26 protein-coding genes are annotated in these 24,648 nt (G+C 34.2%); 5 read left to right on the top strand and 21 right to left on the bottom strand.

What is annotated here, in order from left to right; genetic code table 11:
* Nucleotides 1–64: 64 nt before the first annotated feature.
* The 19 genes from FNW21_RS06785 to FNW21_RS06695 form a co-directional block, all read right to left on the bottom strand.
* Nucleotides 65–895: an ATP-binding cassette domain-containing protein gene (locus FNW21_RS06785; RefSeq protein WP_144255988.1), complete on the bottom strand. Its 831-nt coding sequence runs from the start codon at nucleotides 893–895 to the stop codon at nucleotides 65–67.
* A gap of 5 nt (nucleotides 896–900) precedes the next feature.
* Nucleotides 901–1,671, bottom strand: coding sequence for an ABC transporter permease (locus tag FNW21_RS06780; RefSeq protein ID WP_144255987.1), 771 nt, complete (start codon nucleotides 1,669–1,671; stop codon nucleotides 901–903).
* A gap of 73 nt (nucleotides 1,672–1,744) precedes the next feature.
* Nucleotides 1,745–3,559 (bottom strand): OmpA family protein, encoded by a 1,815-nt coding sequence (locus FNW21_RS06775; RefSeq protein ID WP_144255986.1) that lies wholly within the window; start codon nucleotides 3,557–3,559, stop codon nucleotides 1,745–1,747.
* 26 nt (nucleotides 3,560–3,585) lie between these two features.
* Nucleotides 3,586–4,707 (bottom strand): hypothetical protein, encoded by a 1,122-nt coding sequence (locus tag FNW21_RS06770; RefSeq protein WP_144255985.1) that lies wholly within the window; start codon nucleotides 4,705–4,707, stop codon nucleotides 3,586–3,588.
* Between the two features lie 3 nt (nucleotides 4,708–4,710).
* On the bottom strand, nucleotides 4,711–5,385 hold the full coding sequence (locus FNW21_RS06765) for a hypothetical protein (RefSeq protein ID WP_144255984.1): 675 nt from the start codon (nucleotides 5,383–5,385) through the stop codon (nucleotides 4,711–4,713).
* 133 nt (nucleotides 5,386–5,518) lie between these two features.
* On the bottom strand, nucleotides 5,519–5,965 hold the full coding sequence (locus FNW21_RS06760) for a GNAT family N-acetyltransferase (RefSeq protein ID WP_144255983.1): 447 nt from the start codon (nucleotides 5,963–5,965) through the stop codon (nucleotides 5,519–5,521).
* Nucleotides 5,966–6,100: 135 nt separating this feature from the next.
* Nucleotides 6,101–6,532: a DUF547 domain-containing protein gene (locus tag FNW21_RS06755; protein ID WP_144255982.1), complete on the bottom strand. Its 432-nt coding sequence runs from the start codon at nucleotides 6,530–6,532 to the stop codon at nucleotides 6,101–6,103.
* A 300-nt stretch (nucleotides 6,533–6,832) separates the two neighbouring features.
* A complete protein-coding gene (gene atpG, locus FNW21_RS06750; RefSeq protein WP_144255981.1) occupies nucleotides 6,833–7,693 on the bottom strand; it encodes an ATP synthase F1 subunit gamma in 861 nt (286 codons plus the stop codon).
* A 100-nt stretch (nucleotides 7,694–7,793) separates the two neighbouring features.
* A complete protein-coding gene (gene atpA / locus FNW21_RS06745; RefSeq protein WP_144255980.1) occupies nucleotides 7,794–9,371 on the bottom strand; it encodes a F0F1 ATP synthase subunit alpha in 1,578 nt (525 codons plus the stop codon).
* A 38-nt stretch (nucleotides 9,372–9,409) separates the two neighbouring features.
* Nucleotides 9,410–9,943 (bottom strand): ATP synthase F1 subunit delta, encoded by a 534-nt coding sequence (atpH, locus tag FNW21_RS06740; RefSeq protein ID WP_144255979.1) that lies wholly within the window; start codon nucleotides 9,941–9,943, stop codon nucleotides 9,410–9,412.
* Between the two features lie 2 nt (nucleotides 9,944–9,945).
* A complete protein-coding gene (locus FNW21_RS06735) occupies nucleotides 9,946–10,446 on the bottom strand; it encodes a F0F1 ATP synthase subunit B (protein ID WP_144255978.1) in 501 nt (166 codons plus the stop codon).
* Between the two features lie 83 nt (nucleotides 10,447–10,529).
* Nucleotides 10,530–10,721, bottom strand: a complete 192-nt coding sequence (gene atpE, locus FNW21_RS06730) for an ATP synthase F0 subunit C (protein WP_185963896.1) — start codon at nucleotides 10,719–10,721, stop codon at nucleotides 10,530–10,532.
* 143 nt (nucleotides 10,722–10,864) lie between these two features.
* On the bottom strand, nucleotides 10,865–12,013 hold the full coding sequence (gene atpB / locus FNW21_RS06725; RefSeq protein WP_144255976.1) for a F0F1 ATP synthase subunit A: 1,149 nt from the start codon (nucleotides 12,011–12,013) through the stop codon (nucleotides 10,865–10,867).
* A 120-nt stretch (nucleotides 12,014–12,133) separates the two neighbouring features.
* Complete coding sequence (locus tag FNW21_RS06720; protein ID WP_144255975.1) at nucleotides 12,134–12,526, bottom strand: hypothetical protein; 393 nt, start codon at nucleotides 12,524–12,526, stop codon at nucleotides 12,134–12,136.
* Nucleotides 12,527–12,529: 3 nt separating this feature from the next.
* On the bottom strand, nucleotides 12,530–12,757 hold the full coding sequence (locus FNW21_RS06715) for an AtpZ/AtpI family protein (protein ID WP_144255974.1): 228 nt from the start codon (nucleotides 12,755–12,757) through the stop codon (nucleotides 12,530–12,532).
* Nucleotides 12,726–13,133 carry a bactofilin family protein gene (locus FNW21_RS06710; RefSeq protein WP_144255973.1) on the bottom strand — a complete coding sequence of 136 codons (408 nt, stop codon included), beginning with the start codon at nucleotides 13,131–13,133 and terminating at the stop codon, nucleotides 12,726–12,728. The genes FNW21_RS06715 and FNW21_RS06710 overlap by 32 nt, the downstream gene beginning before the upstream one ends.
* Nucleotides 13,134–13,135: 2 nt before the next feature.
* Nucleotides 13,136–15,772 (bottom strand): type IX secretion system periplasmic lipoprotein PorW/SprE, encoded by a 2,637-nt coding sequence (gene porW / locus FNW21_RS06705; RefSeq protein ID WP_235889597.1) that lies wholly within the window; start codon nucleotides 15,770–15,772, stop codon nucleotides 13,136–13,138.
* A gap of 68 nt (nucleotides 15,773–15,840) precedes the next feature.
* Nucleotides 15,841–16,536, bottom strand: coding sequence for an ABC transporter ATP-binding protein (locus tag FNW21_RS06700; RefSeq protein ID WP_144255972.1), 696 nt, complete (start codon nucleotides 16,534–16,536; stop codon nucleotides 15,841–15,843).
* Nucleotides 16,537–16,584: 48 nt separating this feature from the next.
* Nucleotides 16,585–18,048, bottom strand: coding sequence for a DUF5687 family protein (locus FNW21_RS06695; RefSeq protein ID WP_144255971.1), 1,464 nt, complete (start codon nucleotides 18,046–18,048; stop codon nucleotides 16,585–16,587).
* A 125-nt stretch (nucleotides 18,049–18,173) separates the two neighbouring features.
* Here FNW21_RS06695 and FNW21_RS06690 point away from each other — a divergent pair, with 125 nt between their 5' ends.
* The 5 genes from FNW21_RS06690 to FNW21_RS06670 all read left to right on the top strand — a co-directional run bounded on the left by FNW21_RS06690 (nucleotide 18,174) and on the right by FNW21_RS06670 (nucleotide 21,655).
* Nucleotides 18,174–19,226, top strand: coding sequence for a ferredoxin--NADP reductase (locus FNW21_RS06690; RefSeq protein WP_144255970.1), 1,053 nt, complete (start codon nucleotides 18,174–18,176; stop codon nucleotides 19,224–19,226).
* A gap of 245 nt (nucleotides 19,227–19,471) precedes the next feature.
* Nucleotides 19,472–20,272, top strand: coding sequence for a YecA family protein (locus FNW21_RS16430; RefSeq protein WP_221932055.1), 801 nt, complete (start codon nucleotides 19,472–19,474; stop codon nucleotides 20,270–20,272).
* 228 nt (nucleotides 20,273–20,500) lie between these two features.
* Nucleotides 20,501–20,839, top strand: coding sequence for a type II toxin-antitoxin system RelE/ParE family toxin (locus FNW21_RS06680; protein WP_144255969.1), 339 nt, complete (start codon nucleotides 20,501–20,503; stop codon nucleotides 20,837–20,839).
* Nucleotides 20,840–20,843: 4 nt separating this feature from the next.
* Nucleotides 20,844–21,155: a helix-turn-helix domain-containing protein gene (locus tag FNW21_RS06675; protein WP_144255968.1), complete on the top strand. Its 312-nt coding sequence runs from the start codon at nucleotides 20,844–20,846 to the stop codon at nucleotides 21,153–21,155.
* 191 nt (nucleotides 21,156–21,346) lie between these two features.
* Entirely contained in the window at nucleotides 21,347–21,655 is a 309-nt protein-coding gene (locus FNW21_RS06670) for a hypothetical protein (protein ID WP_144255967.1), read from the top strand.
* A gap of 6 nt (nucleotides 21,656–21,661) precedes the next feature.
* Here the strand turns inward: FNW21_RS06670 and FNW21_RS06665 are convergent, their stop codons facing one another.
* Nucleotides 21,662–22,672: a glycosyltransferase family 9 protein gene (locus FNW21_RS06665; protein ID WP_144255966.1), complete on the bottom strand. Its 1,011-nt coding sequence runs from the start codon at nucleotides 22,670–22,672 to the stop codon at nucleotides 21,662–21,664.
* Nucleotides 22,673–22,864: 192 nt separating this feature from the next.
* On the bottom strand, nucleotides 22,865–24,643 hold the full coding sequence (locus FNW21_RS06660) for an ATP-binding protein (protein ID WP_221932054.1): 1,779 nt from the start codon (nucleotides 24,641–24,643) through the stop codon (nucleotides 22,865–22,867).
* Nucleotides 24,644–24,648 lie beyond the last annotated feature (5 nt).

Here is a 24,648-nt window from a genome sequence, read left to right as displayed (position 1 = left end):
TTTATTTCTGATTCTAAAATAGTATAGAACTAGATTGAATTACATTTTTAAAAACTTTACTTTATTATGAAATCATCATTTGATGTACAATTTCTTTATACAATTTTCTATGTCCTTCACCAAATTCTGTCCAAGCCAGTCCAATGTCTCTAAGGTCATATTTTGCAACAATGGTTCCATATTTTTCTTGTTTTCCATTGATTGTTGGATAACCAACTACATATATAGTTTGAGCCATTTCCAAAGCTAATTCTATATCATGGGTGGAAAAGATTATTGTATTGAATTCCGAAGATTTACAGAGTAAATCAAAAGATTTTTTAACTTCTTGAATATTTCCTACATCCAAACCAGAGAACGGTTCGTCTAAAACTATAAAATTATCCGAAGAAAACAGCTGCTCTATAATTGCAGTTCTTTGCCTTTGTCCCCCCGAAAGTTCATTTGGATATTTATCAATACAGTTTTCCAATCCCCACAATTTTACGTATTCTTTTATTTTGCTTTCTTTTTCGGCATTTGAAAGAGCTGTTTTTCTTAATGAAAATTTCAAAGCTTGATGAACGGTTTTGTGCCTGAACAAAGTGTATTTTTGGTCTACAAAACCAATATCCCCTTCTTTAACAAGTTTTGCTGCATTTGGCTCACTATTTTCAAAATCACGAATCAATATTTTTCCATTCGTGCAAGCAACCAAGCCAGTTAAGGCTTTAAAAAAAGTCGATTTCCCTCTTCCTGACCTTCCCACAAATGCAATGACTTGTCCTGTACAATCAACACCTTCGCGTACTACATCTTTTTCGGTAAGGTTTATGTCTTTTATAATGATTGTATCATCGTAGGCAACACTAAGATTTTCAACATATAATAGTGTTTCTTTATATTCGTGTTTCATATAACTTATATTTTTGAATATCTAAATATTGTTTTTCTTAAAAAATTAATCCCAGCGTCTAATCCTAAACCTATCAATAAAATGATAATTTGAAGTGCGATAATTCTGCCCGTATTCATGAATTTATCGGAATTTTTTATCAAAAATCCCAATCCTCCAGATGCCACAACTATGGATTCTACTGTAACCAGCATCATCCAAGTGATGGCTAGATTTTGTCTTATTACATCAATAACATAATCCAACCTGCCAAGAATAATAACTTGCCACAGCACTTCCAATCGACTGCATTTTAAAGTCTTGGCATGGTCAAATTCTTCTTGTGGAATGTCTTTGATAACCGCAATTAATGAGGTAGTCAAGAAAGTAGTCAAGAAAATAACCAAAATCCAAACCTGCATTGTTCTGGCTTCATGGATTACCATGGTGATATAAAATGACAGACCAGTAAAAGGCAAAAAACGAAATTTAGTTACAAATTCTGAAATGGATTTTAACAACGGAATAGGCCAAGAATAAGCAAAAACCAAAGAAATTATAGTAGCCAAAAATATGGACAAAAAACACAATTGCAAAGAATGCAAAATATGCACCACCAATCCTTCATTATACAAATCCGTAAAACCGGTTAAAACTTGACTTGGAGACGGAAAAAGATGTTTTGTCCCAGAAGTTCCAATAAACCAAATTGCAATCAAAAGAATCAACCAACCCAATAAAATCAGTGTTTTGTTGGTTTTTGATATTTTCTCAAAAGGAGTTAAAATTTTTATCATAAAAAGTATATTAAAAAAACAAAGACACAATTTTCCATTAACGGATTCCTTGTGTCTTTGCTAAAATGTAAGTTTATTTTAAGAACGTAATTACAACTCTACGGTTTTTAGATTTACCTGATTCTGAGCCATTATCAGCAACTGGCTCACTTTGTCCTTTACCATCAATCAATTGGAAACGGTTTTCTGGAATCCCTTTTTGTTTCAAATAATTTACAACAGCTTGCGCTCTGTTCTTTGACAAAGCTAAATTTGCATCACTATTCCCAACATTATCAGTATGTCCCACAATCGTTAATTTGCTGTTCTCTGCTTGAACCAAAAGATTGTAAATTTTCTCTAAATCTTTACTTGAACTGTTTTGAACAGCAGCACTTCCTGAACTGAAATTTATTTTCCATTCGCCAGAAGCCATAACCTCTGTTGCTTGTGCTGAATAATCAGCTTTGTCAGCAGCTGTAGATTCAATATCATTAATGTTTTTCAAGAAAAACAAGTTAACAGCTTCTTCATAAGGAACAACAGCTCCAACATTTTCATTAAAACCAAACGGATTTAATTCTGTCAAATAACTTGAAACTTGATTGTAAACCGATTTGTATCTGTTTACGCCATCCGTCATTCCAAAATATTGCATTCCATCAGCATAATTAAACACTTTGGATCCACCCATATTATACGTCAATCCATTTTTTGTTCCTTGTTGCCCTTTGAACATTTTATACCAATATTCTGGAGTTTCCATATTGTAAGTAGTAGCCACTGCTTCAGAAGCTCTTACTTTCCAATCTTCGTAATTCTTCATTTGGTTTGAAGCCGTTAATGCTGATTTCAAAATATTGGAAACAATTTCTGGATTCTTGGTAGCCCATTCTTTTACACCAATCAAAACTGCTGGCATTTGGTTGTTGAATTCTTTAGTCGAAACGATATCTACAAATCCAGATAGTTTATCAAAAACTGTTTTATCACCTGGAGTCCAAGTAGCGCAACCGTCAATTTTTCTGTTTACTGATTTACCTGTTAATTTACCGTTGTTTACTTCTTTCAAAGAAACGGTCCAACCTGTCGTTTGAGATTTAATCAATTCCTCTGCCGATTTTATATAATCATCATTTTCTGAAGGATAAATATTTACAGCATCCGCATCATAAGTTGTTGGGTCTGGATTTACTTTCAATCCATTTGCAAAACAATAATTTACTGTAGTTACCCAGTCTCCATCTCCTAAAACTGCTGAGATAACTGCGCCTTTCATACTTTTTGGGTCTGATTTCCAACTTGGTGGTCCAATCAATTTGTCTTCACCGTAGCTCATCCCAACAGCACCCATTACTTGTAAATGGTATTTCCCTTTTCCGTATTTTTCGTCTAATGATTTTTGAGCAGAGCTAATGTAAAATGGAGCACCATCGCCCATAATCACAATTGCAAATACACTTTTATCGGATGTTGGAAAAGCTTCTCCGCCATCAAATTCTTCGATAAATTTCATTTGCATATTACGCAATTCCGAAAGCCAGTCTTGTCTAATAATTTCAAGATTAACTCCGTTTTTTTCCATCAAAGAACCTTTAGTTGTTTTTGGCCCACCATTAGAAACAATAAACCCTGATGCAGCATTCCAAGCATATCCTGCAATTCTTGCTAAAGGCTTATCGCTAACTTCTGAAGAAACTTCTTTAGATGGCAATTCTAATTTATCTGCATTGGTAACATTATTAACATCTGTACCATTCAATTCCATTCCGTTTAACTGTTTAGAAACAGCCGTTTTAATTCCTGGAGAAATATAATAAACTGCTCCTAAAATTCCTCCAATTGCTACAATAACAATCAATAATTCTGAAAAAGTGGTTAACTTTTCCGTTCTTAAAATTTTTCCCATTTTATTTTTAAAATTTAAATTATTTGTTAAAAAATATCTCCAAAACCACCACTGGACATTTTGTCCTCTTTGGTCATTTTATAATTTGGACTCGAATATTTTGTTGAATCAGGAATGGTGTTGTCTCCTGTTTTAATTTCATCTGCCAATGAATCTAATCTGGAATACAACTCATCATTATCTACAGAATATTTAGAAGTAAGCGAGTCTATGTCTATCAAATTTTCAGAAGTTCTGGCGATATCTAGCGCAATTGTTGAAGTTACAACCTCTAATGCGTATTCTAATTCCCAATCTTTGGTAAACATCATAGCACTTTTGGCACTTTCAGTTGCTTCTTTGGCATTTCTGGCAAACTCATATTCTTTTTGAAGCATTGTAACTGTCGCATCAAAATCGGCAATTTTTATATCAATTGCTGTTCCTGCTAAAGTCAACTTTCTATCCATTTTACCCAAAACATTGGCACGAACACCATATTTTTGAATGAAATTTTTACTTTGCTCATATTGTGTAGAAATTCTTTGTGAATCACTCAACTTCCTGGCCAATTCACTTTGGAGAGCTACATACTCATCTGTATCTTTTGCAACAACTCCATTCAATCTAACCATTTCATCCATGGCTGATTTCAACTTTTCACACTGACGTTTCAAACTCAAAACGTCATCTTGAAATGATTTGGCTTCTTTTTCAGATTTACTGGCTTCAATTTCCATTTCATTTTTAAGTCCTTTCAACTTGGCTTTAGTGTTCTTAAAAACTTCACGATTTTTTACCATCTTAAGCTTTTGCTCTTCCAATTCATTAAAAGGATTACTTTGAATTAATGCTTTATGAAGATTTTTAGTAGCAAATCTTAACCCTTTCATAATAACAGGAAACATCATTACTAAAAAAACTAAAAAAACACCAGTTGCAGATAAAGCAATTGCTTGACCCAGCATTGTAAAAAGTGGCGGAATGATATAAGTCCATGTTAAATAACCTCCAATACCCAATAAACCCAAGGCTAAACCCCAAAATAATGTTTGCTCCCCTTTTTTTAAAGTTCCTGATTTTAAAGCAATCTCACCTTTTGACTCATCAAAATGTTTTAATATAGGAAGTGATAATAGGGTGCTTTTTTCTTGTTCGAATTTGTCCATTAATTATAAATATTGATTAATTCCTGTTACTACTGTATTTATTGAATCTAAAATTTTATGCTTCGCCAAATCGTTTGCTTCCATCTTTAATTTAATCTCTGAAAACTGTTCTATATTATTAGAGTCCATTTTTTGGAATTCAGCTTTTTTAGTTTCCAATTCATTTTGAAGTTGAAGAATCTTTGTATTTGATTCTTCAATACTTTTAGAAAGATTCAACTTCTCTTTAGTCAAATTATTCTCAAGATCTGTCTTTTTGGTTTTACCAATAGTATCGTATTTAGCATGTACCTTTTCAATTTCAGTAACATAAAAATTTGCTTTTTCCAGCAGAAATTGTTTGGTCAAATCAGACTGAATTGTTTTACCCATCGTAAAAGCCATTTGATAACTTTGTGGGTTTGAAATTCCAACAGCCAAAACCGATTTATATAATTCAAAAAAATCAAAACCAGCTGCATTCAAAGATTCAAAGCCTTTTTCATAGACTTCGAAAATTTCTTTTAAAAAGGGATTAGAAATTGAATCGTAAGTACTTGGTTGGGTGGCGTGATTTGGAAATTTGTTAACCTCGTTAGGAGGAAGCGGTGTTGCAACTGAAGGTTGGTTTGTACTTACTGATGCTTCAGTTTCATCATTAATAAAAAGACCTTTCCAATTAAAACTTTCTTTTGCCATTTGAGTATTATTTAATCTAAATTTATAGAGGGTTGTAAAACATTTTCTACTATTATACGCTTAACTTGTTAAAAAGTTACTAAAATATAAAATATAAATATAAACTTTTTCAATAAACAAAATGTAATTCATTTTAAGTTAGCTTCTCTTCGTCTAACATTTTTATAAAATGAAATCCGCGCGGCTCATATCCTTGGTTGTAATAAAACCGATGTGCCGTATAATTTCCTGTAAAAGCGTCAAGGACAATCATGCTACAGCCCAAGTCAAGCGCCTTTTGGTGGACAAAATCGGTTAGTAGTTTTCCAACGCCTTTCGACCTGTGATTGGGATGTACAATAAAATTATCCACTTCGACATACTTGCCTGACCAAAGTTTTATACCCGACCAGCATCCTGAAATTCCAATACAGGTAGCATCTTCAAAAACAGCTACTTGGGTGTAATTGTGGGGAATCATTTCTTGTAAATAGGCCTCGTAAGTTGCTTGTTCTAATTTGGGATATAAATGTCGTATCATCGCTATTTGCGCCAGCATTTGGGGCAATGTAGTGAGTTCAATTGTTGTGGTTTGTGGCATATTTTATTTACTTTTAAAGGTATAAAAGTACTCAAAAAAAAAGAGCTAACAATTGTCAGCTCTTTATATAGTGTCAAAAATACATTCCTTTTTAAAAACAAAAAAATACAGCAAAACAGTATTCTCATTTTGAAATTAAGCTAGTCCATTTGCAATCGCATTGTTTTTATTTAATTTTAATGCAATAGAAGTATCTGTAGTACTTACGGATAAACGAGAAATTAATTTGGTCGAAAATGGATTCGTTAGATTTAAGAACCCAATATTGAATTTTTGTTTTCTTAATATGCCTAATTCAATGTCATTCAAAGAGAAAAGGTTGTTGGCAATTTTAATTCTTTTGTATTTCAAAAAAGATCCTTTTGGTTTTGGCTCATTTTGAATGATAATGAAAAAAGCATTGTAAATATTTATCCAAAACTCTTTTTTCAAATCATCAGTATCTAATTTGCGTTCTAAACTTGATAATTTTATGTAAAAAAGTTCTCTTCGCAAAGAAGCTGTATCGTTTCCTAAAACAGTTTCTGCGAGAAATCGTTGTGATAACTCTGTGTAATAATTTTCCATTTATATATTGTCTTTAAACAAAAAAGAAAAACATTTTGATTATTAAAATAAAAAATGTTGTTTATCGCAAAAATAAGCATTTAAACGATTAGAAATTGCATTTATCGTACAATAAATAATTTTTAACAACTTTTTGTTTAATAATTGTATTTATCACATAAAAATAACAATTCTATAAAAAAGAGACCAATTAAGAAAAAAAATGTAAATAATAAGCAAAAAAAAAGAGCCAACAAAAATTTGTTGGCTCTTTAAATTATTTAAAAAGTGTAATCATCTACAGTTCAGGCACATAGAATACTACCCGTTTAATGCTTCAGCACCACCTACGATTTCAAGAATTTCGTTGGTTATGGCAGCTTGACGTGCTTTGTTATACGTTAATTTTAACTGATCTCTCAAATCAGTTGCATTATCTGTTGCTTTATGCATTGCGGTCATACGCGCTCCGTGCTCGGAGGCAAAGGAATCTCTAATACCTTTATACAATTGCGTTTTCAATGCTTTTGGAATCAAAGTCAACACGATTTCTTCTTTGGAAGGTTCAAAAATATAATCTCCTGTTGCCACCGCTTTGTCCGTTTTGATAGGTGCTAATGGCAAAAATTGTTCAACTTGAACGATTTGAGTGGCAGCATTCTTGAACTGGTTGTACACTAATTCTATTTTGTCATATTCGCCAGAAAGAAATTTTTGAGTCAACGTCTCTGCAATTACAGCTACATTATCAAAAGTTAAATGGTCAAAAATAGCACTTTGATTGTCAACAACAGGTACCGTTTTGCTTAAAATATCATTTCCTTTTTTTCCTATTGCAAAAATAGCTACTTGTTTTCCTGAATAGTATTCGGCACGACTTTTAGTTTCCTTAATAACATTGGTATTAAAAGCACCACACAAACCTCTGTTTGAAGTTATAGCTACAAGTAGCACTTTTTTTACTTCCCGTTGTGTTGTAAATTCCCCACCTACATCACCATCAAGTGTTGCAGAAAGATTTTGTAACAATTCGGTCAATTTTTCGGCATAAGGGCGCATAGCTGTGATAGCATCTTGTGCTTTCTTTAGCTTTGCTGCAGAAACCATTTTCATTGCCGATGTGATTTGCATCGTAGATGAAATGGAAGTAATTCTATTACGGATTTCCTTTAAATTTGCCATCTTTATTTTAGTCTAATGTCATAAAGTCATAAAGTCCAAAGTGTTATAAAAAGTCGAAGAATGACTTTAAGACTTTTGACTTTAAGGCTTTTGACTAATTTTAGTTATATTTCGCTGAAATTTCTTTTGCTACCGTTTCGATTACATCTGTAATTTCGTCTGTCAATTTTCCTGCTTTTAAGGCGTCAAGAGTCGCTCTGTGTTTGTTGTTCAAGAATTCCAAAAAGTCTTTTTCGAATTCTTTTACTTTATTCACGGGAACGCTTTTTAATAAATTTTTTGATCCTGCATAAATAATAGCCACTTGATCTTCAACAGTATAAGGATCATTCAAACCTTGTTTTAAGATTTCAACGTTACGTTTTCCTTTTTCAATTACGTTTAATGTAACAGCGTCAAGATCAGAGCCAAATTTAGCAAACGCTTCCAATTCACGGAATTGTGCTTGATCCAGTTTCAAAGTACCTGCTACTTTTTTCATGGATTTAATTTGAGCATTTCCACCCACACGAGATACCGAAATACCTACGTTGATCGCTGGACGAACCCCTGAATTAAACAAATCCCCATCCAAGAAAATTTGACCATCAGTAATCGAGATTACGTTTGTTGGGATATAAGCTGATACGTCACCTGCTTGCGTTTCAATGATTGGCAATGCAGTCAATGAACCACCACCTTTTACAATTCCTTTCAAAGAATCTGGTAAATCGTTCATGTTTTTTGCAATTCCATCATCTGCAATTACTTTACACGCACGCTCTAATAAACGACTGTGTAAGTAAAAAACGTCTCCAGGATAGGCTTCACGTCCCGGTGGTCTTCTTAACAAAAGAGAAACCTCACGATACGCCACCGCTTGTTTAGACAAATCATCATAAACAATTAAAGCTGGACGACCTGAATCTCTAAAATATTCACCAATTGCAGCACCTGCGAAAGGAGCATATACTTGCATTGGAGCTGGATCAGAAGCATTAGCTGCCACAATCACCGTATACGCCATTGCTCCTTTTTCTTCTAACATTTTTGCAATTCCTGCAACAGTCGAAGCTTTTTGACCAATAGCAACATAGATACAAAATACTGGTTTTCCAGCATCGTAAAATTCTTTTTGATTTAAAATGGTATCGATACAAACTGTAGATTTACCAGTTTGACGGTCACCAATAACAAGTTCACGTTGTCCACGACCTACTGGAATCATAGCATCAACTGCTTTTACTCCTGTTTGCAATGGTTCAGTAACGGGTTGACGGAAGATAACTCCAGGTGCTTTTCTTTCCAAAGGCATTTCGAATAATTCGCCTGTAATTGGTCCTTTTCCATCAATAGGAAAACCAAGTGTGTTTACTACACGACCCACCATTCCTTCGCCAGTTTTTAGCGAAGCGATACGTTGTGTTCTTTTGGCAGTTGAACCTTCTTTGATTCCTGTAGATGGTCCTAAAAGTACCACACCCACATTATCTTCTTCAAGATTCAAAACAATAGCCTCTAGACCATTGTCAAATTCTACTAATTCTCCGTATTGAACGTTTGAAAGCCCGTAAATACGAGCAATACCATCTCCAACATTAAGTACTGTTCCTACTTCTTCTAGTGTTGCACCAGATTCAAAACTTTCTACTTGCTTTCTTAATATTGCTGAAATTTCAGCAGGTTTGATTTCCGCCATCTTACTTTATAATTTAGACACTTAAATGTGTGATAAAACTAGTTACTTAATTCTCTTTTTAATACTTGTAATCTATTGGCAACCGATGCGTTGTATTGCTTGTCGCCTATTCTTAATATAAATCCTCCAATGATTGCAGGATCAACTGTATTTTGAATCGTTATTTTCTTGTCTGATAGGGTTGCAATTTTAGCAATTACTTTTGCTTCTAATGCTGCGTCCATTGGGAAAGCGGTTGTTACAATAGCTACTTCGACACCGTTTAAAATATCAAATAATTTATTGTAGGCTACTGTTATTTCTGCAAGGATTTCGAATCTTTTGTTTTCATGTAATAAATGAAACAACCCTTTGGTAACTGTATTTACCGTTGCAAAAACTTCTAAAAGTGCGTTTTCCTTAACGGTTACTTTTAAAATTGGGCTTGCAATAAAAGCTCTCAATTCTGAATTTGCCTCGATGGTTGTACCAATCAATTTCATATCATTGTTGACCGCTTCGGCAACTCCTTTTGAGGTTGCCAAATCTAAAATTGCTTTTGCATATCGAATTGCTGCTCTTGTACCTGCCATGATTAGTTCAATTTTACGTCACCTAACATTTTCTCAACCAATTTTGTTTGAGCTTCTTTATTAGACAATTCGTCTTTCAATACTTTTTCTGCAATGCTTAATGAAAGGGTTGAAACTTGTAATTTCAATTCGGCCATAGCTGCATTTTTTTCACTTTCGATAGCTGCTTTGGCTTGTTCAATCATTTTTAAACCTTGAGCTTGCGCTTCGGTTTTGGCATCAGCAACCATTTTTTCTTTTATTTCACGAGCATCTTTAAGCATGTTGTCACGTTCTAGTCTTGCTTCTTGCAAAATACGTTGGTTGTCTGCTTGCAAATTTTGCATTTCTTTTCTAGCATTTTCTGCTGATTCTAATGCGTTTTTAATCCCTTCTTCTCTATCATTAACTGCATCAAGAATGGGTTTCCAAGCGAATTTTTTCAACAAGAAAATCAATCCAACAAATATTAGTATTTGCCAAATAAACAAACCAAACGAAAAATCATTTATTAACTTATCCATTGTATATAATTATAATTTTTAATGTTTTAATAGTAAAACAATAGTTACAACCAACCGTTGCAACTATTGTTTTTAGATTTTAATTAAGATGCGAACAACGCAGCAAAACCAATACCTTCAATAAGTGCAGCTGCGATAAGCATAGCTGTTTGGATTTTTCCAGAAGCTTCTGGTTGACGAGCAATTGCGTCCATTGCTGAACCACCAATTCTACCAATACCCATACCTGCTCCAATAACAATTAATCCTGCACCAACAATTTTAGGAATTTCCATAATATATATAATTAAAATTAAACATTCAATTTGATTTTAGATTGCTTCGCCGGTTCGCCTTTCAGGCTTGGGTGATGATTAATGATTTTGGTTTCAGAATTGCAAAATCTGCAATCAAAAATCAAGTTTCAAAAATCTGAAATCTAATGCGCCTCTTCGTGATGATGCTCTTCGTTTCCTGCTCCAAAATAAAGCGCAGACAACATCGTGAAAATATACGCTTGCAAAAACGCCACTAATATTTCAAGTATCGAAAGTGCAAATGCCAATCCAAAGGACAAGCTGCTTCCAATCCAGTTTTTAAAGATAAACATTAAACCAATAATACTCATCAATACCACGTGTCCTGCCAAGATATTAGCATACAAACGAATCATTAATGAAAAAGGTTTGATGATTGTTCCCAACAATTCTATGGGAGCCAAAATAAATTTCATGGGTGTAGGCACGCCTGGCATCCAGAAAATGTGTCCCCAATAATTTTTATTAGCAGATAAAGTCGTAATAACATACGTCAACAACGCCAATGAAGCTGTTATTGCAATGTTACCTGTTACATTGAATCCTAGCGGTGTTAATCCTAATATATTAAGGAAGAAAATAAAGAAAAATATGGTCAACAAATAACTCATGTATTTCTTGTAATGTTTTTGTCCAATATTTGGTATCGCTATTTCGTCACGAACATACAATACTAAAGGTTCAAAGAAACGCCCTGCTCCAGAGGCTATTCCTCCGTTTTTACTGTACGATTTTGCTAAACTTGTAAACAACAAAAACATTAAAACGGCAATACCTAAAATTCCAACTACACTTTTGGTAATTGATAAGTCCAACGGCGTTGCATTTGTAGGATGCCCTGTGGTTTCATTTTCTGTTAATACACCGTCAGCGGCTGTTTTGTAGATTTTTTCGTGGTGCAAAACATAATAGTTACCATCGCTTTCGGCAATTGCTTCACCATGGTTGAATTTTGAAGAAGAAAAAACGTGTAAACCATTGTCCCAAAGAATAATAGGCAAGGAAAAACCATAATGTTCACCCGTTTCTTCATTTGCCGAAAAAGTAAAATCATGCGCATCCAAAAGGTGGTGATCAATAAATTCTTTGATTTTAGATTTTACTTCAGTGGTTTCGGTTTTTACCTCGCCCGAAGCGGTTGCTGTTGCTGGTTGTGCTACTTCTGTTTGCGTATTTGCAACCTCCGAAGCGGGATTTGCAAAACTAAAAAACGGAAGACACACTACTAAAGTTGCTACTATAAATCGAAGTGGTTTGTTTGAAATCACCATAACAGTTAATTATCTTAATTTATTACGTTTCTGAAATTTGGTGCAAAGGTACATTTTTTATTAATATTCGAAAGAATTAAAAAAATAAATTTTGTAGATTCTATCTACTCAAGCAATCAATTATTGCTTTTCATTGACTAATCGTATCGTAAAAAGGGTCTCAATTGCTAAAAACACAATAAACGTTATAAAAAAATTGATTTTCTCCATACTGCTTTCTGCTCCTGTGGCTTGTAACAAGGGTCTTAAAATCAAATAACAAACCATCATTTTAATACTCGTAGCCAACAAAAAACTCATGCCTACATTGTCAAAACTTTTTACTTTTACGGTTAACAAAACTATTGCTATAACAAGGGTAAAGAGTAAAAATAATGCGTAAAGAAACTCCGTTGAATACTGAAATGTTTGGGTATTGATTTTTAAACTATAAAAAATACCTTTGTGAATACCGTAAGCCAAGCCAACAAATGCTGTTAAAAAAAACAGTGGTTTGTAGTTTTTTAGATTCATGCTTTATTGTGATTTGTTAATTTCGTTTACTTGCCGATAGACATTATACAAAGCCAAAAAAACACCTATCATCACTAGAATTTTACTATAATATACTTTGGGACTGGGGTATTTCTCGTCGAGCCAACTGCCTAGATAGGCAAACAAAAAAATCAATGCGCCCATTTGTATGGGTATATTGATCAATGCAAGCCATTTGCTAGCTTGTTTTTTGTTGGGCTTGTTGTCCATCGGTTGGTATTAGGTTTTTTACATTGGTTTTCATGGTGCAGGAAGCACTAAAATCGGCTCCTGGCTCTACGGCTAATCTGCCTACTATAACTTCGCCGTGAATACTGGCTTTGTGTTTTACATTTAGCATTTCGATTACTTGAATTTTGCCGCTAAACTTACCTTCGATATCGGCATTTTTACACACAATATCTCCCGTTACACTTCCAGCGGGACCAATAACAATTTTTCCGCCTGATTGAAAATTACCAATTAACTCGCCATCTAATCTAAAATCTGCTTGCGAAAAAATATCTCCTTTTATGGTGGTTCCTTCTACAATTCGATTGGTTTTTCCTAAAAGATCGGTGTACGATTTTGGTTTTTTATCAAACATGACTATTTTGTTTTAAGTGTGATATACTCTTCAAGGTTTTTCTTGATCTGTATTACTTTGTAGTTTTCATTCGAAATGACAATTCCTTTTTGATCGATTTTATACTTTGGATTTTCGGCAAATTGATTGGCAACGTCCATTGAGTTTGCTTCTGATTTAAAGCCGTTAATGGTAATTATCTTTTCATTATCCGTATAGGCATCACAGGAATACGATAGTTTTTGAATGTTTTCGTTGTCCATAAATTTCATGATTTTTTGTTCAATTGACGCCGTTTTTTTATCATCAAGAACAGGGACTTTGAACATCATCTTCCAGCTTTTGGAATCCGTAGTTGTAAAGGTCATTTGCTCCAGGAAAGGGATTTGGGTTGTTAGGACTTCCTGCGCTTTTTTACCCTCTTCGGTGTTTGGGTAATTATCGGCTACATATTGTATGGCTCCTTTGTAGGCTACTAATCCTTTGAGTTTTCCGGTGGCATTGGCTTTTAAGAATTCGAATTTTGAAACAATTTCGTCTCCCGAAAATTGTTTTATCATCACATCGCATCTTTTTATAACGGCAGCAAACTGTTCGCTTTCGAACATTCTATAACAACTTTTATACAAGCTTTCTGGGGATCCTTTTTCTAGTTCTTCGGTGGAACCAACATTGTTGATAATTTGTGCATATCTAGAGTTAGGATAGTCTTTGGAAATGCTGTTTTTCATTTCCTCGGCTTTGGTTGCATTTGTAATTTGATAGATTTTGTACAAATTATATTTGGCAGGCAAAACCAATTTTTCTTCTGGATTATTTTTTAATAATTGTTCTAATTTATTACTTGCCAAGCCATATTCCTTGAATCGTTCTTTGTAAATCACACCCAATTGGTAATATGCCAAGTTGCGCTCTTTGCTCAAACTATCAATTTTTACCGGATTTGTAGGCACTTGTTTGGTATAATAATCCGCCATGTATTTTGGGTTTATTACAGGAACTTTAGCTAGGCTATCTGCGCTAGTGTTGTCATTAGTATCATCTACAATACTGTTTGTTTTTTTGGTAGAAAGCAACCAATTATCAGCTAGAGCTCTATCGCCAAATTTCTTTTTGAATTCCACTTTTCCAAAAGCAACCGTATTGGGATTGTAAAAATAAAACACGCTTCCGTTATCATTGCCGGTGGCTATACTTGGTGGTGCCAGGAGCGATTTTCTAGTTCTAGCCCCAGGAATATCATCGGCAGTAGAGGGATCAGTGGCATTGGCAGCGGCATTTCTCTCGATATTCTCGGCGATTTTTAACTGTTTTTCTTCTAGAATTCGTTTGGCTTCATCGGCTTTCTTTAATTGTTCGATGTATTTTTCAAAATACGCTACACGATCACCATCGGACATGGCGACTACGTGAAGAATACTGTCATTGGTTTTGGCTATGGTTTCAAAATGAATTACTTCTTCTAAATCCTTTCTCTTTTTTTGAATGTGGATTGCCTCCCGAGTTTTGGGATCCAACTTAACTAGCGTACTATCATAATATTTAGCCGCCGTTTGGTATTGGGTTTTTTTAAAATTTATATCGCCTAGATTTCTATAATTTGATGCTATTAAATACGGATCTTTTGAAACAGTTTTTAGCGAAGCGTTATAATATTTTGTAGCTAGCGAATCCTCTTTTTTATTGTCATAAAATAGCCCCATATTGTAATTGATAACATCAAGAAAAGGTCTGTTTTCTCTGTCGGCGAGGAGTTTATTGTAGGTGGTTATAAGTGCCGCTGCATCATCCTTTTGATAATCAAACAATTTTATTTTCCGGGCTTGGGATTGAATGATGTATTCCCTTTTAGACTTTCTGTTCATGGCTATTACCTCATTATAGTAATACAATGCGCTGTCTTTTTTGCCTAACTCTTGGTATAATTGCCCCAGAATGAAACGGTATCTTGCTTTTTCTTCGTGAATTTTGGTGGTGTTTTCAGCGACTTTGAGTTTGGTAATGGCGCTGTCTTTTTCTTCTAAATTCAAAAAAGCCTCTGACAAAAGTGCGTTTGCATCTGCCAAAGGTTGTTTTTTTAATGCTTTGTCTTTAAGCAATTTTTCGATGTTTTTGACCACCAAAGCATCGTTTCCTAAACGCATATTGGTTTTTTCCCGCCAAATTTTAGCCGTATAAATATTGCTGCTATTGGGATATTTGTATAAAATATAATTGAATGCGTCTAGTGCGGGAATAAATCGTTGGTCGTAGTAGCGGGATTTCCCTAGTAACAAATAGGCTTCGTCGATTTGAGTATTTTTTTCGCGACCGCCAATGTTCATAGAATGTTTTTGAATCGCTTTGGTAGCTTTGGTTTCGGCCACTTCAAAATCTTTGTTTTTAGGCTTTCCCTCTGCCGAAACATTCTCGACAAGTTGCATCCGTTCAATGGGTAAGCGTTTCCAATAATTGTCTTTACTAGTGGCATTTATAGCTTCGACGCCTTTGTCTAATCCTATTTGTCCGTTGTAAAGAATATTGTATTTGGTACTTAAAGCATGTGAATTTCTAGCCATAAAAGTGTCTTTCTTGGTAGAACAGGCTATCAAAAAAACAAAAAATGCGAAAGAAAATATCGATTTAAAGGTGTTGGTTTTCAATGGGAAACGTTTTATCATTTAACTTTTAAAACTTGATTTTAGTATAATGACTGGTAAAAATACGTTTCTTTTTCAAATACAGAAATTTAAACCGCAAAAAACGCTTCTAATTCTTGCAAGGTTTCTGGATTTGTCTGAATATCTTTGACTATTTCGCCTTTGTTTAAAGCTACTATTCGGTTGCAAACCTCAACGGTATGTAGCAAATCATGACTGGAAACAAGCACGGTAACTTCGGGATTTTCGGCTAACTCCTTGATGATTTTTTTTAGTCTATTGACCGTTGTTGGATCTAAATTGGCAAAAGGTTCGTCCAGAATAATTACGGATGGATTGCCTATTAAAGTGGCGATGATTCCTACTTTCTTTTGATTTCCTTTAGACAAATCCCGCAAATATTTTTTGTTTTTAAGGATTTCTCCATTAAAAAATTCTTCATGTTTGGCCAATAAAGCATCAATATCGGCTTTGTTTTGTCCTCGCAAATCGCCTATGAAATAAAAATATTCTTCGGGCGTTAGGTAGCCTATCAAAAAACTTTCGTCTAGGAACGAAGCCGTAAAAGGTTTCCAAGCTTCGCTGGTATTTACAGGAATCTCGTTGTTAACAATATTCCCTGTTGTAGGTTGAATTAAATCCAATAACAAACTAAAAAAAGTCGTTTTTCCTGCTCCGTTATTCCCTACAAGACCAAAACTTTGTCCTTTTGGAATTTCTAATGTGGCTATATTCAGGACGGTGGTTGCGTTGTATTTTTTGGAAAGTGCGTTTACTTGTATCATATTGTATCTTTTTTTCGGTTAGGAATTCGATTGGTTCATTAATTTTGTTTAACTCTTTTGTCTATACGCTTCTATGGTTTTGTATTTCTCGGTTTTGTAAATTTTTTCTATCCAAGAAAAAACAACATTTCGCAAAGAAAAGCCTATAATTCCAGCAATGGCAACAAATGCCAATCCTAAATTAGCATTCATCAAGCTGGTTCCTGCCCAATACAGGAGCACTGGCAAAACTAATTTGGGAAGTGTAATCAACATGGTGCTGGCATTAAAGGCTTTCTTGTCGCCAAAAGCGCCTTTGGACGTCGATAAATCAATAGGCGTTTTGGTATAAGCACCACCTAATAACACCAAATAGGAGTTGACACCAATATTATAAACGGCTCCCGCCAAAATAGTTAGGTACACTTGCAGCCCAAAATACAAATAAAAAGAAGCTAAAATTGTCGAAATACAGGTTCCTATAACAATAAGCCACCATTTGGAACTCAAATAACCGCAATACGGAATGTTTTGAGTCATCATCAACTGGTAATATGAACTGTCCCAGCTGGGTACAAATTGTCCAAAAGTGAATAAAAATCCACCCGAAACAAAAATTCCTGCAAAGATGCGCATGACTTGTGGTTGGTGCGAATTTGAACTAAAAAAAATCAATCCGTAGAACAGGAAAATTACCGACATAATCACCGTTGTTCTTGATCGTTTGTTTCTTTTAATCAATTTGATGTCGTTTTTCAAGAACGTTCCCAATGTTCCAAACTGGTTGAGCCACGTTAAATCCTCGGTTTTGGCAATATCATTTTTACGTGAAAGCCCTGCATCCAGATACAAATCATTTTTGAAATAGTTAAAAGTCCCATAATACAACCCTATCAAAACCAAAACGGGTACTAAAAACAAGCCTTTGGTATGAAATAACCCATCAAAAAATGGAAACGTATACTGGGTAATGTCAAACAAATGATAATAATGACAACCGCCTAAAACGAGCACAATTGCTATAAAAAACACAAACAAATTGTCTTTGTTGTTCAATAAAATATTCAAAAAATTATTGCAATATACCAAAGCCAACATCCCAAAATACCAAAATACAACGCTAGAAACATCGTATCCTTCCAGAATTAATACGATAGAAAAAGGCAGAAAGAAAAAAGCATGTACCCAATTAAAAAAGGACAAAACCGTTTTTCCTAACGAAAAATGAACAATTGTAGGTTTCTTGAACGTTAGAACCAATAGCGGACGAATGTTCATTACCGGGATTTTTTGCATCAAAAGCCGAATCACCAAGTCGACAACAAAATAATAAAACAAAAAAGTATTTACCGTTACCAGCGGATCCAATTTCATTTCCCGAAGCAAATAAAATGTTCCCACGCCCAATGCCAAAAAAACTACCGTAAAATAAGCAACCAAAAACCCCAACAGGATCTTCATAGCCAAGTTAGAACCAAAAGAAGCCGATCGAGTAAAGGCTTTCCATTCTAAATAAAGGAATTTTGTAAACATGGTTTTGGATTTAGTTTTGTAATGAGTTGATGAAAATACCTAAAAGTTACAGCTAAAATAAAAAAATATCGCAATTAAGAAGCCCTTTTTATTTGTCTTTCCTACTTTTGTAAAAAAAACAACTCATGCCATCTTTCCTAAAATTAACTATAAAAGAAGTAAAACGCGAAACCAAAGACGCCGTTTCGGTACTTTTTAATGTTCCCGAAGAATTTAAAACCAACTATACTTTTGTCGCTGGACAATACCTCAACATTAGGCTTACGCTGGACAATCAAGAAATTCGTCGTGCCTACTCGATTTGTTCCGCTCCAGGAAGTGGCGAATTACGCATTGCGGTCAAAGCAGTAAAAAATGGTGCTTTCTCTCAATTTGCCAACACAAAACTAAAAGCTGGGGATGTCCTTGAAGTAGGAAAACCAGAAGGAAAATTCACATTTACACCCGAAATTGACCGTCAAAAAAACTATGCTGCCTTTGTAGCAGGAAGCGGCATCACGCCCGTTTTATCCATCCTAAAATCAGTTTTGAAAGGCGAACCCAAAAGCTCGTTTGTATTGGTTTACGGAAACAAATCGCCCGGAGATACTATTTTTCATCAAGAATTACATGACTTACAATTGCAACATGTAGGTCGTCTTTTTGTGCATTATGTGTACAGCCAAACCAATGCCGAAAATACGTTGTTTGGACGAATTGACAAGGCAGCCCTAAACTTTGTACTCAATAACAAACATGCCGCATTAGAATTTGACAAATTTTATCTTTGTGGTCCCGAGGCAATGATTACAAGCGTTACTAGCCTTTTGAAAGAAAAAAACGTGAGCGATTCGGCGATTCAATTCGAACTTTTTACCTCTTCAACACAAGAGAATACGATTAATCAATCGCTTGAGGGGCATTCTAAAATTACCATTATAGTCGATGACGAAGAAGTGAGTTTTGAAATGTCACAAAAACAAACCATCCTCGATGCGGCCTTAAAACAAGGCATTGATGCACCGTATTCCTGTCAAGGCGGGATTTGCAGCAGCTGTCTCGCACGCGTTACCGAAGGAACGGCACAAATGACCAAAAACGCCATCCTAACCGACAAAGAAATCGCCGATGGATTGATTCTTACCTGTCAAGCCCATCCTACCTCTGCCACCCTACGCGTTGATTATGATGATGTGTAAGTTATCAGTATTATAATAAATGAAAACTTCTCTTTTAAGGGAAGTTTTTTTGTTTTAGGGAAGTTGTGGTTTCAATATAAAAAGTCCATTTGATCATTTGTAAGAAAAAATGAATATATTTGATACAGCTATAAAGCGAAACAAACCTTGGCTAGTCTACCCGATTTTTTTGTGTGTACGAGGGTTTGTCACGCCTGTAAACGAGTTAGGCGTCATTCAAACTGTATACAGTCACAACATATCAAATGAAAAAATTAGGACGAAACGACAAATGCGGTTGCGGAAGCGGAAAAAAATATAAGTATTGCTGTTTAAAGTCAGATGTGCCAACTATGACCAATTCTAGTAAATCATCAAAAAGTTTGTATGATAAAATTGTAGAGGGAGAAATACCTTTCACATCAAGAATTATCTCGAAAGAGGAAGAACCTTTTTCAATGGTAATTTCAAAAGCAAGTGTTACAATTAATGGAATTACTAAAACATTAATAGACGAAGAGATTACTTTGAGCACAAATACAGTAAGTGGGGATAAAACTGAAGAATCAGCAACTTTGATTAGTATACCTACTAGCGATTCATCAAAAGGAACAATTAAAACTTTTGGAAATGCGCAGGTATTAAATGGTCAAGAATATTTAGATATTGAAATTAACACTTCAAATAACAAGATGTCATTACGAAGTCCAAATGGTCTTTTTGCATCATTGAAAATTACTAAACAAAGAGATTCAGGATTTAATTTTTTGACAATTCTTTTTGGAGTAAAAAATAACACAGAATTCGTTAACGAAGAAGGAAGGAAAAATAGGTCGGACATTGCTATCTACCCAAATGGTAATGGAAAATTTATTAGGCTTTCTGACAAGAATGGAGATTTTGACTCAACATGGGAAATCTCAAATGAAATTACATACGAAACAGATAAAAAAGTTATGTACCCCTCAACTATTACTTTGTCTTCAAAAATACATACCGAAAAATTGATTTTAAATTTTAATTATCAAAATGGAAAAGTACAATTGATTAACGGAAATTTTGAATGAAAATGAACGAACGCCTAACAGCTAAAACTGATTTGGGAAATAGGCTTAATGGAACGTTGGTTTTGTATTTGGAAGATTTGGCAAATCCGAAAGATTACGCTTCCTTAATCCCAAACTGCGTGTAGCGCGGGAACGTTGGGCAACAGCAACGAGAAGCCGAAAAACCAACAACATTTGTTTCTTAAAAAGGAAACTTATATCTTTACAGAAAATTAAGATTACTGGAAAATGGATTATAAATTTAAAGTTGAATTTCTTGAACCAGTATTAGAGTTTTTGGAAAATCTAGACCCGAAATCTAGAGAAAAAATACTTTATAATATTTGGAAATCGAGAAGCGTAAACGATAATGAATTATTCAAAAAACTCGATGGTGAGATTTGGGAGTTTAGAACTTTATACAACAAACAATATTTAAGACTTTTTGCTTTTTGGAATAAATCAGATAAAAAGGATACTGTCGTGATTTCTACTCACGGTATTGTAAAGAAAACAGACAAAACCCCGAAAGTTGAAATTGAAAGAGCAGAATCATTAAGAGTAAAATATTTTAACGAAAAGAAATAAAATTATGAAAACATATAGTTTAGATGAAGTAACAGATAAATTCGTTGGAGAAAAAGGAACAACAAATAGAGAAAATTTTGAAAACGAATTGAAAATTGATTTGATTGGTCAAACAATTAAACAAATTCGTAAAGAACGAAATTTGACACAAGAACAATTAGGTGAGTTAGTTGGCGTAAAAAAAGCTCAAATTTCAAAAATTGAGAATAGCTTAACTGACGCAAGATTTGACACAATTATTAAAGTTTTTAATGCCTTAAATGCCAAAATTAATTTTAATGTAGAATTACTAAATCAGAATGTAGCAATCCACTAAAATTGCCGATCGCTTAACAGCTACAACGGATTTGTGCAATAGTCTTAATGGGAAGTTGATTTGTATTTGAAAAATTTGGCAAATCCGAATATTAAACTAAAACAATACCCATAAATAAATTTTAAAAACTGCTCAATAATGCAAATTACAGTAATTGAAATTGATTTTTGAAATTGAAATTGTCATTGATTATGAAATCCACCAGAGAAATATTCAAAACCAACCCTTTCCTACTGGACGAACCAGAAGTAGTCCAACTTTTGGCCTATTGCGAGGAATTGCAAGACGAAATCGTAGAGTTTAAATTCCAGAAAACCAACAATAAAGAATTGGCGATGCTCGACATGCTCAAAGAAGTCATCAAAGGCTGCAACGCCATCCAGAAAGAGCAAATGGAACACGAGCGTTTTGGCTACGAAGCTCCCGCATATCAAGAAACCATTTCGAACTTGCAACACTATATTGTAAAGCGTTGTCAGGACGAGAAAATCTATTTGTAAAGGGTTTTATTTTACTATCGAATTGATTTTGTCAACGACACTTTTAACCGAAATGGTTCGCATTGCCGCTGCATAACCTTCCACCGTTTTATTCCCATACACCGAAGTGGGTAATTTTGGAAACAAATTCCTATCCGAAACCAAGGCATTTTCCATCGGCTGATTGAACGGTGAAAAACCCGCAAAAGGATGTGTTGCGCCCCAAAGTGTAATCACTTTTACGCCCAACATGGCCGCAATATGTGCGTTCCCAGAATCCATAGAAAGCATTACATCAAGATTGGAAATGAGTTGCAATTCTTGTTGGAACTGGAGTTGCCCAGCTACAACCACTACATTTTCTTTGCCGTTAGCAAGTGAATTCAGCCGTTCAATTTCCTTTTTGCCACCACCAAAAAGTACAATTTTATAGGTTTTGTTTGCTGCCAATTGATCCATAACTTCTTGCATCAAATCCAAAGGATAGACCTTGGAATCGTATTGTGCAAAAGGTGCGATTCCTATTAATTTTTGATTATCTTCTACATTTAATTGAATTATGGCTGTATCTAATACTGCCTTTTCAGGAAACATTGGATGCAATAAATGGACTGTAAAACCCAGTTCTTGGAACACTTTGACGTGTCTATCGAACATCGTTGTTACTGGTTTGAAAATCTTGTTTTCGGCACGTGTCAAAGCGGCTTTTTCGGCTCTTCCCTTATCAACCGAAGCGATTTTCTTTCCGTTCCAGGCAAAAAGTGTTCGCACGACTTTGGAACGCAAAACGTTGTGTAAATCGGCAAAAGCATCAATCTGTAAGGCTTTTAAATCCTGAAACAAGCGCAATAATCCCAAAAAACCTTTGTGCCGTTCCTTTTCATCAAAAGCAAAAAAAGTAAGATTGGGAATTCCCTCAAAAAAAGGTTTGAAAAACGGTCGCGAGACCATGGTGATTTTTATTTCAGGATTTTGCTGGACAAAAGCTCTTAAAACAGGAACCGTCATGGCGACATCTCCCATTGCAGAAAGTCTCATGACGGCTATATGTTGGATTTTTTTGGACAATTTTGAATAATAATATTAATTTTATTGCAATTGTATTGCAATACAATTGCAATTTTTTGGCCATTCTTTGGCCATTCTTTGGCCATTTCATTTTATAAAAACCTCCTGTAAATCAAGGGGTAACAGTAGTTTTGTTAAAAAAAAGGTTGGTTTGTTAACAATTTACTGGTCTTTTTCTGGTCTTTTTCTGGCCATTACGTTTTTTTTAGTATTGTTTTTTTCCAATTGTTTTAATCCTAAACTTAAAGCTTCGGAGATTACTTCTATTTCATTTATAAAATTCTCTCCTATTTCATAAACCGATGAAGAACCTTCTCCTTCTTGTTTAAGAATTTTATTAGTTACAAATTTTTCAATTCTAAATCTTACTTGTTTTCGAGATAACTTATCTTCAAAAAGACCCACAAAATCTTTCATTTTGGCTCTTGATTCTTTAGATAAAAATTGTAGAACTCTAGTCAAAACTTGACTTTCATCTAATTCTTGTAGATTGTAGTATTTTGCTTTTTCATCTGTAAACTCGTAATAATCTTTTGAAAGAATATAATAAATAGCATTTGTCTTACCCCGTTTTTCTATTAGTTTTTTCTCTAAAAGTTTAGAAACTATTTCAAAATCCAAATCTCTTTTAGCAGCATTCTTTTTGATCATATTTAAAGTAATTACTTCTAAAACTGATAGTTTTTCTGTTTCTGGTAATCCTTCTTGTACTGCAACTATAAATAGTGCAAAAGCTCTGTCTTCTATTACAGCTGATAATTTTAAATTTACTTGAAAATAATCGGATTTTGAATAATCGGGTTCTGCTTTTCCTTCTATAAGTGTATTGTAAAATATCTTGTCAACTCCTTGTCCAGAACGTTCTACAATTCCTGTCTTTTGCAAAACATCTGCTAATAATCTATTTCTTGGAGTGCTTGGTGTTTTTAATAAATTTTCTAAATTAACACCTGAAGGAAATCCACCTGCATTTAATATATCTAATCTTTGAGGAAATTGTTTAACAACTATTTCAGACGTCCTCCGGTAATCTCTGTGTGTGATGGCATTATTAATTGACTCTCTTATAACGGCTTCATTAAAAAAAGGAATATTAAAAATATAAGCCCCATCTTGAATGGGAAAGCTACCATTTCTTAAGTTAATAGTATTCCAAAGTTGATCAATTAATATAAAAAATGGTTCAGAAAAAGGTATTCTATTATCAAACGATATTTGATTTTCAGCATTTCGATATTCCAACATCACGGCAGCTTGAGGAAGTTTTTCGTTTAAAACTTCTTTTTTTGCAAGAAGAATTAGCGCTGCATTAGTTAGTTTTCCATTCTTTAATAAATCTAAATCAGAAAGCAGTTGCTCATTAGAAAGCCTCTTAAAATTGGGATTATTTTGTTTTAAAGCATATTTTTCTTTTAAAATAGAAATTGCTTTTTCATCCAAATCAGTAACACTTAAACCCTCACAATATTGTTGAGAAAAATCAGGTTCTTGTTCTTGAATTATTTTTAAATAAACCGCATCCGACATTGGTTTTAATTCTTCACCAACTCGCATTAAAGCAACATCTTCAAATTTAAAGACTTTACCCGCAGGACGGCTTGGAACTTCAATTACCAATACTCTTTTTTGATTTTCATAGAGTTCGAATACCTTTGGACGAATACCTGTATCTCTATAAATAGTTGATTCTAATTCGCCTATTGAATCTAAATTTTGATTAGTGCCAATAACTTCGTGTGGATAATTATCGCTCATTCCAATAACTAAACACCCACCCTCTTCATTACACAAAGCAGTAACATATCCTAAAATACATCTTCGCCTATCACTAGGTTTTAGTTTAGACCCACCATCATACGATATGTTACCTCCTTCGCCTTTTTTAAATTCAACTTTGTCTTCTGACTCTTTGAGTTTTTTTAATATATCAATAGTTATCATAGACA

It is taken from the genome of Flavobacterium restrictum (genome assembly GCF_007097245.1).
Taxonomy (GTDB): Bacteria; Bacteroidota; Bacteroidia; order Flavobacteriales; family Flavobacteriaceae; genus Flavobacterium; species Flavobacterium restrictum.
Note: the sequence above shows the minus strand (reverse complement) of the source record. Positions and strands in the feature narration are given on the sequence as shown.

Coding starts and splice junctions, on each gene's coding strand:
- FNW21_RS06785 (WP_144255988.1), bottom strand. CDS start 895: ATGAAACACGAATATAAAGAAACACTATTATATGTTGAAAATCTTAGT.
- FNW21_RS06780 (WP_144255987.1), bottom strand. CDS start 1,671: ATGATAAAAATTTTAACTCCTTTTGAGAAAATATCAAAAACCAACAAA.
- FNW21_RS06775 (WP_144255986.1), bottom strand. CDS start 3,559: ATGGGAAAAATTTTAAGAACGGAAAAGTTAACCACTTTTTCAGAATTA.
- FNW21_RS06770 (WP_144255985.1), bottom strand. CDS start 4,707: ATGGACAAATTCGAACAAGAAAAAAGCACCCTATTATCACTTCCTATA.
- FNW21_RS06765 (WP_144255984.1), bottom strand. CDS start 5,385: ATGGCAAAAGAAAGTTTTAATTGGAAAGGTCTTTTTATTAATGATGAA.
- FNW21_RS06760 (WP_144255983.1), bottom strand. CDS start 5,965: ATGCCACAAACCACAACAATTGAACTCACTACATTGCCCCAAATGCTG.
- FNW21_RS06755 (WP_144255982.1), bottom strand. CDS start 6,532: ATGGAAAATTATTACACAGAGTTATCACAACGATTTCTCGCAGAAACT.
- atpG (WP_144255981.1), bottom strand. CDS start 7,693: ATGGCAAATTTAAAGGAAATCCGTAATAGAATTACTTCCATTTCATCT.
- atpA (WP_144255980.1), bottom strand. CDS start 9,371: ATGGCGGAAATCAAACCTGCTGAAATTTCAGCAATATTAAGAAAGCAA.
- atpH (WP_144255979.1), bottom strand. CDS start 9,943: ATGGCAGGTACAAGAGCAGCAATTCGATATGCAAAAGCAATTTTAGAT.
- FNW21_RS06735 (WP_144255978.1), bottom strand. CDS start 10,446: ATGGATAAGTTAATAAATGATTTTTCGTTTGGTTTGTTTATTTGGCAA.
- atpE (WP_185963896.1), bottom strand. CDS start 10,721: ATGGAAATTCCTAAAATTGTTGGTGCAGGATTAATTGTTATTGGAGCA.
- atpB (WP_144255976.1), bottom strand. CDS start 12,013: ATGGTGATTTCAAACAAACCACTTCGATTTATAGTAGCAACTTTAGTA.
- FNW21_RS06720 (WP_144255975.1), bottom strand. CDS start 12,526: ATGAATCTAAAAAACTACAAACCACTGTTTTTTTTAACAGCATTTGTT.
- FNW21_RS06715 (WP_144255974.1), bottom strand. CDS start 12,757: ATGGACAACAAGCCCAACAAAAAACAAGCTAGCAAATGGCTTGCATTG.
- FNW21_RS06710 (WP_144255973.1), bottom strand. CDS start 13,133: ATGTTTGATAAAAAACCAAAATCGTACACCGATCTTTTAGGAAAAACC.
- porW (WP_235889597.1), bottom strand. CDS start 15,772: ATGATAAAACGTTTCCCATTGAAAACCAACACCTTTAAATCGATATTT.
- FNW21_RS06700 (WP_144255972.1), bottom strand. CDS start 16,536: ATGATACAAGTAAACGCACTTTCCAAAAAATACAACGCAACCACCGTC.
- FNW21_RS06695 (WP_144255971.1), bottom strand. CDS start 18,048: ATGTTTACAAAATTCCTTTATTTAGAATGGAAAGCCTTTACTCGATCG.
- FNW21_RS06690 (WP_144255970.1), top strand. CDS start 18,174: ATGCCATCTTTCCTAAAATTAACTATAAAAGAAGTAAAACGCGAAACC.
- FNW21_RS16430 (WP_221932055.1), top strand. CDS start 19,472: ATGAAAAAATTAGGACGAAACGACAAATGCGGTTGCGGAAGCGGAAAA.
- FNW21_RS06680 (WP_144255969.1), top strand. CDS start 20,501: ATGGATTATAAATTTAAAGTTGAATTTCTTGAACCAGTATTAGAGTTT.
- FNW21_RS06675 (WP_144255968.1), top strand. CDS start 20,844: ATGAAAACATATAGTTTAGATGAAGTAACAGATAAATTCGTTGGAGAA.
- FNW21_RS06670 (WP_144255967.1), top strand. CDS start 21,347: ATGAAATCCACCAGAGAAATATTCAAAACCAACCCTTTCCTACTGGAC.
- FNW21_RS06665 (WP_144255966.1), bottom strand. CDS start 22,672: ATGAGACTTTCTGCAATGGGAGATGTCGCCATGACGGTTCCTGTTTTA.
- FNW21_RS06660 (WP_221932054.1), bottom strand. CDS start 24,643: ATGATAACTATTGATATATTAAAAAAACTCAAAGAGTCAGAAGACAAA.